The 6,632-nt window shown below is 55.5% G+C and carries 10 protein-coding genes and 1 pseudogene; 4 read left to right on the top strand and 7 right to left on the bottom strand.

Going from position 1 to position 6,632, the window contains the following annotated elements; genetic code table 11:
- From EN939_RS15830 to EN939_RS15805, 6 genes are all read right to left on the bottom strand, one after another.
- A partial coding sequence (locus EN939_RS15830) for a DUF4236 domain-containing protein (protein ID WP_127268736.1) occupies positions 1 to 127 on the bottom strand: 127 nt, incomplete at its 3' end.
- A 50-nt stretch (positions 128 to 177) separates the two neighbouring features.
- The gene (locus tag EN939_RS15825) at positions 178 to 1,236 is read right to left on the bottom strand and encodes a hypothetical protein (RefSeq protein ID WP_224571173.1); all 1,059 of its coding nucleotides are present in this window, start codon (positions 1,234 to 1,236) and stop codon (positions 178 to 180) included.
- The gene (locus EN939_RS15820; RefSeq protein WP_063169428.1) at positions 1,224 to 2,540 is read right to left on the bottom strand and encodes a hypothetical protein; all 1,317 of its coding nucleotides are present in this window, start codon (positions 2,538 to 2,540) and stop codon (positions 1,224 to 1,226) included. Before EN939_RS15820 ends, EN939_RS15825 begins: the two co-directional genes overlap by 13 nt.
- The gene (locus tag EN939_RS15815) at positions 2,540 to 3,358 is read right to left on the bottom strand and encodes a hypothetical protein (RefSeq protein ID WP_063169429.1); all 819 of its coding nucleotides are present in this window, start codon (positions 3,356 to 3,358) and stop codon (positions 2,540 to 2,542) included. The genes EN939_RS15820 and EN939_RS15815 overlap by 1 nt, the downstream gene beginning before the upstream one ends.
- Complete coding sequence (locus EN939_RS15810) at positions 3,351 to 4,790, bottom strand: hypothetical protein (RefSeq protein WP_063169430.1); 1,440 nt, start codon at positions 4,788 to 4,790, stop codon at positions 3,351 to 3,353. The genes EN939_RS15815 and EN939_RS15810 overlap by 8 nt, the downstream gene beginning before the upstream one ends.
- Positions 4,791 to 4,987: 197 nt before the next feature.
- The gene (locus EN939_RS15805; protein WP_126066778.1) at positions 4,988 to 5,428 is read right to left on the bottom strand and encodes a hypothetical protein; all 441 of its coding nucleotides are present in this window, start codon (positions 5,426 to 5,428) and stop codon (positions 4,988 to 4,990) included.
- 129 nt (positions 5,429 to 5,557) lie between these two features.
- On the opposite strand from EN939_RS15805, the gene EN939_RS40055 reads away from it, so the two are divergent.
- Genes EN939_RS40055 through EN939_RS38075 form a run of 4 tightly spaced genes read left to right on the top strand, consistent with a single transcriptional unit; the run spans position 5,558 to position 6,563 of the window.
- The gene (locus tag EN939_RS40055; RefSeq protein WP_199489651.1) at positions 5,558 to 5,692 is read left to right on the top strand and encodes a YHYH domain-containing protein; all 135 of its coding nucleotides are present in this window, start codon (positions 5,558 to 5,560) and stop codon (positions 5,690 to 5,692) included.
- Between the two features lie 28 nt (positions 5,693 to 5,720).
- Positions 5,721 to 5,960 carry a hypothetical protein gene (locus EN939_RS15795; RefSeq protein ID WP_082826591.1) on the top strand — a complete coding sequence of 80 codons (240 nt, stop codon included), beginning with the start codon at positions 5,721 to 5,723 and terminating at the stop codon, positions 5,958 to 5,960.
- Positions 5,961 to 6,012: 52 nt separating this feature from the next.
- Positions 6,013 to 6,297, top strand: a complete 285-nt coding sequence (locus tag EN939_RS15790; protein WP_063169433.1) for a DUF6804 family protein — start codon at positions 6,013 to 6,015, stop codon at positions 6,295 to 6,297.
- A 14-nt stretch (positions 6,298 to 6,311) separates the two neighbouring features.
- Complete coding sequence (locus tag EN939_RS38075) at positions 6,312 to 6,563, top strand: hypothetical protein (RefSeq protein WP_127248734.1); 252 nt, start codon at positions 6,312 to 6,314, stop codon at positions 6,561 to 6,563.
- On the opposite strand, the pseudogene EN939_RS15785 reads toward EN939_RS38075, so the two are convergent.
- Positions 6,501 to 6,632, bottom strand: a pseudogene (locus EN939_RS15785) (IS481 family transposase); the annotation flags it as partial. The gene EN939_RS38075 and the pseudogene EN939_RS15785 overlap by 63 nt on opposite strands.

Raw genomic sequence — 6,632 nt, 5'->3', positions numbered from 1 at the left:
TATAATGCCCTCGTGGGCCAGTCCCGATACGAAGACCTTGCACGCCAACGGACGCGCCAACCCCGCCAGACGAGAAGTTAAAGCGGAAAGGTCCCGCACTAATCGATTTTCGAACGTAAAACCCCATCCCCGCAATCCCCCCCAAGCCCTGTGAGCGAAACCCAAGGGCAGTTCGCCTCACAACTTTGGTACCGGAACCAGTCCAATATCTGTCTCTCGCGAACGTTGCCTGACCCTGATCTCAATTCGCCTCCTCGCCTTGACGTCGCCGGCCTGTGCGCCGTCGGTGAGCCGGTCGCCAGGCAATATCAACTGGCCGCCGGACATTGGCAGGATGGTGAAGCCTTTCAGTTCCGGCATATCGCGCAGGATGCCTGTGACGGAGATCGCTCGCGCTAATCCAAGCCCGGCATTGTCGGCAGGATGGAGTGTGCCAATGTCCATCTTGCGCGCCAGTACGGGCTGAAGGCCTCTGTCCATATTCGATGAGTCACCGGACATCGCCTGCTCGTCCGTGTGGCCAATCACCTCAATGACGTCCACACCATAGGAAGTTGCAATTCCAGCAATGGTCTTCGACATCTGCCGCAACTTCGTTTTGAAGCCACCGGAAAGCTCCGCACTTCCAGTATCGAAATTATAGCCATCGAGCTCGCTAAGACTGATGATCGGTGGCCAATCGTGTGGCTTGTCAGCAGAGGCCTCGTTCCTTGCCTTCTTCAGTGCGTCAGCAAGATCCTTGGACGTCTTGCCCGTGCCAACGTAGCCGAGCTCGCGCAGAACCTTCATCTTCTCGATCATGGCTTTGGCCTGATCAACGTCGACGTCGTTGTCAGAGAGGACTTTGGCGGCCGGCGCGCTTTTCACCGCTTCCTCAAGGGTCAGTCCCACTTTTTTGATTGCCTCTGCGGCCTCTTTGGCCCGGACCAATTCACGCCATTCTTGATCTGGTACATTGCGTCGACTTGCAGGCTTGACCATGGCATTCAGCTGAGCCAGCAACCGCTTGTTTTCCTCGTCAAGCTTGCGAGCGTTCTCATTGAGGGACTGCGCAATCTTCTGCGCTGCCGCAGCCTCTTTCTTTGTCTTGGCGATGAGCGCGCCTGCAGCAAGCAAAAGGCAGAAAACGAGAAGCAGCATCGTCTCAGCCATCGTCAGGCCGAGTATCAGGCCGCGGCCATAGCCCTTGCGCTCAAACGTAATGGCTGTTCCGCTAACCTCACTCACCTGCCCCACCAACTTGCTCTCTTTGGCGGTTCACCCTTCTCCACCTCCGCCGGACTGCTTAACGATCGGAAGGTGTCGCCCTCCGTGTCATCCGAAACCTTGATTGGCGTCTCCACAGGGGAGGCAACAGTGGAAGGTGCCGCCACTCGCTCGACATCGTTCGCTATCGCATTGCTCAGAGGCTGGGGCGTGCGCACGGCCGGGAGGCTATGTTGTGTAAGGGTTGCGACGAGGCCGCGTGTTTCATTGCTGTGTTTCTGCATCACAGCCATGAACTCCTCAGTCAAACGCTGCTGCGCTTGGACAGTTTCTGCGGTCTTTTCTGCGGCCGCTGCCGCTCTCTCCACTCCAGTCGCCACCTTGATCACTGCGTCGGCAAGACCGGTCATCCGCGTTTGCTGCTCTTGCGAGGCTGTTTCGGTTTTTATCGCATATTGTGCGACAGCATTACCCAGGAGCTTGACCATCGGCGCCAGATCGTTCTTCAGCACCTCATCAGGAACAACCACCTTTTCCAGCTTGGCAGCCATATTGTCGGCTTGATTACCGAGCTTTCCAACAGAGTTGGACATCGAGCTGTTGGCTTTATCCAGCAAATCCGCTGCAGCTCCAACGCGGTTCGCTATCGAAGCAAACTGGGTTTCGACTTGCCCGAAATTGTGCTGCAACGCGTCACTGAGCTTGGCAGACGCCTCTTGGACAGGCTTGATCGATTCCATGGCAATATTGTCCAGGGCAGATCGAATGTGCTCCCCATTGCGTGCCGCTTGCTCGGCAATCTCTGCAAAGCCCTCTTCGAGCATTTGATGGCTGACACGACGAAAGTCGGCGAACTCCCTGGTTACGCTTTCCATCTCGGCTCTTACACGCCGTGTCATGTCGGCAAGTTCGTGCCTCGCCGTTCGCTCAATGTCCGCGGGATCGCGCCGCATCTGATTGTAGAAAACCCTCAGAGCAATACCGGTGATCGTCGACGTGATCGCGATGCCAAAATTTTGGACGATCGTGTCGGTTGAGCCTTCCGTTCCAAACTGAAACAGCGAGACCCCAAGGCTCGTCAGGGTGAACAGGAAGCCCATATAGTAGAGGTTATCGCCGGTCTGCTCGTCGTGCAGTTGTAGCTTTCCAGCAAAGATCGAAACCCCGAGATAGAAAAACATCAGGCAGGCCGGTGCTACCGCCGCGACGATCGGATTTACGCCTGAGAGTTTTGCAATGGCGATGAATACACACCCGCCGAGTGTCAATGCCGCGAAAACCACGACCGGCAGACGTGGATGATCCAGCAAAGGTTTGTCGTGCGCTCTCGCCATCAGTTTAACCCATCCAAGCCAACCAGCTTTTCGAACTCGCCGTGATGGTTCTGGACCCAATGTGTCCAGAACTCCGCGTGATCCAGGGTCTGAAATGGCTTCTTTGCCCGATCGATATAAAGAATTGTGATGCCCACCCCATCCAGCGACGTCCCATATGTGCGGTCGGCGGCGCTGTTGAGGTATTTTTGGTAATCCAGTCCCGATCGGTACTGCGAGTAAATCGTCGTATGCTCGATCATGTCAGAGGCGACCACCAATCGCTTGGGACTGCCCTGTTTGGCCAAGCTGCTATCGAAGAGCGACAGCTTGATTTTCTGAATTCCAGCCATGATCGGAGATTGGCTCGCGGAAGCCGCATTCGGGATTTCATCGGGAAGTTTGTTCAAAGGATCGCCGAAGGCGTTTTCCCACTTCTTTTGACGCCGCGCAGGATTGTTGGTCCAACTATCGACGGTCGACCCATCACCGGGATTGCATCCATCGAACATCACCGTCAGCTCACCAGGCGCCGAGCTCAGGGTATAAATCCTCACATACCCACCCGGCTCGACCTGCCCAATGGTCTTTCGGAACTCGTTCTTGAGATCAGCCATCGTCGTTGCCGAAATTGGATCAGTGGCGTCGATGAGGACGGCGGTCAGGCTGGAGGGTCCGTCCAATGGGCAATTCGTGTTGGCGTCGATATGGCCATTGCCAGACCTGGTCCACATCCAGCCGAAGCCGGCCAACATCGCAACGGATAGCACACCAAGGGCAATGGCCGCGGCAATGGTACCCGCATTGCCTTTCTTGCGTCTGCGGGTTCGCCTAGACATTCACGCTGTCCGGGTGAAGCTTATCAAGATCTCGGTACTGCTCAATTCCCCGTTCGCATTCCTGACCAATCAGACGAACCTGCTCGTTGAGTTCCTCCTGCGCCTGGCGAATTGATGCGCCAACATCTCCCTCATTCCACTCCCGCTCGCCGGTGACGTATGGCTTGATGCGATCAAGTTTGTAGGGCGTTCCGAAATGCTTGGGCGCCGGCTCGGTCCTCGCCTGGATGTTGGCTTCCCGATACATCGACAAAAGCTGATTGCAGGCTCGCTCCAATTGGTCTTGATGCTGCGCAAAAAGAGCCAGAAGCCTCGATCGATGATCGACAATCGCGCGGTGCTCGCGCCGGCGACTACCAAGCTGCTTGACGATTTCCTCCACTTTTTCGTTGTGGTCGTCGCGGACATCCTGCAGCTCTTCGATCAGTTCCTTCTTTCGATCGATGTAGTCATCGCGCCGTCGAACGAGCCGATTTTCAACGCCAGTGTAGCCTGGGTAAGGGTCGAGCACGAACCAGCCGTCGATAAAAGCGAAAAGCGAAAACATCAGGCCGATCGCAAACAGCAACCAGGACTTGATGTCCGTGAGACCCGCTGGATTGGCGAGCATATTACGGATGACCTCAGCGCCGGCGCCGTCAGCGAGCGAGCCGCTGACCTCACGGTAGTGCGCTAGCGCCAAGTTTATCGAAATCGCCAAGCCGATATAGAAAAGGATTGAAATGATCCCAACGAATTTTACGAAAAACGACCGATGGGTGACGAGACGAGCGCAGAAAACCGCCAGGAGCAAAGCCGCCCCGATGTTGATGAAAGAGAATGCCGCAGCCTCAAGGATGCCACCAAAAAATCCCTGCTCATTGCCCTTGGCCAGGAAGTTGCCGTTCATCGCTGTCTCGACCAGAAACAGAAATAGCAGAAGCGATAGCCGGAAAATGTGAGCGGCACCGTGCTGCACACGCGCGGCACGAACGAGACCGTGCTTCTCCTTAAACCATGCATGCTCTTTTTCGGCGTCGTTCAGGGCCCTTCTCAGGCCGTGAAGTTCATCGAGGCCCACGGCGACCGAGGCTTTGAAGTCCGAAACGCTAGCGGCATTCGTCTGACGGATTAGACCGAATTGTTCCTCGAAATCGAGGCCGGCAAGACGACCTCCAAGGAGTTGCAGGTTGTCCTCAAGAGTGTGATGCGCAGCCTTCTTCTCATCCTCAACGCGTTCCACGATGGCATGTTCGACATCGTCGAGATTCTTTGCCGTTTTCGGGGGTTGGTTCACCTCGCCGCGCTGCTTTCCGCGGTTAATGACATCCAGGTCGCCGTCGATCTTGGCAGGGTCCAGGCTGTTGAATAGCTGAGTGCTCGCCCGAAAATCGTGGTTGGATTCTCGCAGTGAGTCACGCAACTTATTTAGTTTTTCGAATTTAGAGCCCACGCACTCACAACCCCAACTTTACGCCCCCCGGCAGAGTGGTTTCTATGCATAGTAGAGCTAAAGGGCAACCGCACATTCACTTCTATCCACTTGCTAGTGCGGATCAGGCTCAATTGAGTTCCAACAAATGATCATGGCTGCTGATCAACTGGTTGATCGGCCGCGACTAGTCATGTCATGAGCCGTGCTGCGATGCTCTAAGGACAGAGTGCTACGAGCGGGTTCGCGACTGGGAAATTATCCACAGTCGTATACGTGTACTGGATCTCACCGCCCAGGCGAACGAAGGCAGATAGTTCCTCCGCACGACAGACATAGTTTTTGGTCATTTCATCGATCTTCTGGACATAGACCGGCCGCGAGACGCCAGCAGCCAACAATTTGGCGTCTACTTCCGCATCGGTCTGAGCCCAGGTGGCGTTGAAAACGATCCTTGGCCCGATTGCGATGATGCTCCGAACGGAGATGTTCGAACTGATCAGCATGGGCAATGCTGGAGCCATTTCGGTTTGCATTTTTTTTGCGTAGGCGCAGACGTCGGTCTTGGTGTACTTCGAGAGGCATTCATTTGCCGTCGCCACCCTTGGCCATGTCAGCAGGATCGCCAACGGGACGTGCATCAATCGCAATCCATCCAAAGTATTCTCCTCGCCCGATCTTGGCCTGCACAGAGGAGCATCTATCCTATTTGTGTTCACAGTGCCACGAGCAGCTTGTGCCCGACCGGCAATAGTGCTCTGTCTGAAATACTTTGGGAGGGCAATAAAATGAAAACAACATTTCTCGCGGCTATGGCCGCTGCAATAATCGCTTGCGCGACCGGCGCGTTTGCACACAGTGGCGGCACTGATGCCAACGGTTGCCATACCAACCATAAGACCGGCGCGTATCACTGTCACTGAAGGTCACGCCTTTCTGAGGGACACAAACATGCTGAAGAACATCATGTCAGCTCCGCTGGGCCTCCTCTTCATGCTGGGCGGGCCGATCACCTACGTGATGAATGTCGTCGACACATGGCAGGGCCATGCATCAGTGGTCGTAAAAATCCTGATTAACTTGAGCCTGGATGCGATGTTGGCGTTCATTTGGCCGATCACTTGGGCAATCTGGCTTTTCAAATATATGGCGGGCGCCGAAACTCCACTAACAACCGTGCTGGGCGTTTGAGGATCAAGTTTGCTGAAAATAATGCTTTTCGACGCCGGCCGGAACGGTCCGGTTGGTCTGCATCTGTGTAGCTATTGCCTCGCTGCTGGCGGTAGCGCCATGGCCGTACGGCTATTACCAATTCCTCCGCGTGGTGGTCTTTTTCGCCGGGATCTACTGCGGAGCCATGGTGTGGCGATCAGGCCCTGAAAATCGCACCCTGGCTTGGGCGCTGTTTGGAGCGGCAGCGATCTTCAACCCGTTCATGCCGGTTCATTTGCCGCGCGAGCTGTGGGCAATCTTCAACGTCGCAGCGGCTACTCTGTTCGGCTTTGTCGCATACCGGCACCGGAATTAAGCCGATAATCTGAGATGGCCAAGAGTGGACCTGAGACGCCGAAGGTCAAGGCGCGCCCGAGGGTCACCGTGTCACAGCCGTTGGCGCTTTATGCGGGAGATCTCCTCGAGCGGACGAAGGAGTACTTCGAGGCTTTCAACCATCTAGGCTCGGAGTCGGAAAAGGCGCATCTTTTTGCCCGTTATTTTCTATTTTCGCATGCCCTAGATGTGGAGCTTCAACAGGTTGTCCTCGATCAGGGCGAGGCGACTGATAGGCGTTTTTGACTTTAGGCTGCCATGTGGACGATGCCAATTGTATCTGTGCAGCCAGACAGGCAGTTCGGCGGCACGATG

This window comes from Mesorhizobium sp. M7A.F.Ca.CA.002.05.1.1, from assembly GCF_003998335.1.
In the GTDB taxonomy this organism is placed as follows: Bacteria; Pseudomonadota; Alphaproteobacteria; order Rhizobiales; family Rhizobiaceae; genus Mesorhizobium.
The sequence above is the reverse complement of the archived record's forward strand: the minus strand, read 5'-3'. Positions and strand labels throughout refer to the sequence as shown.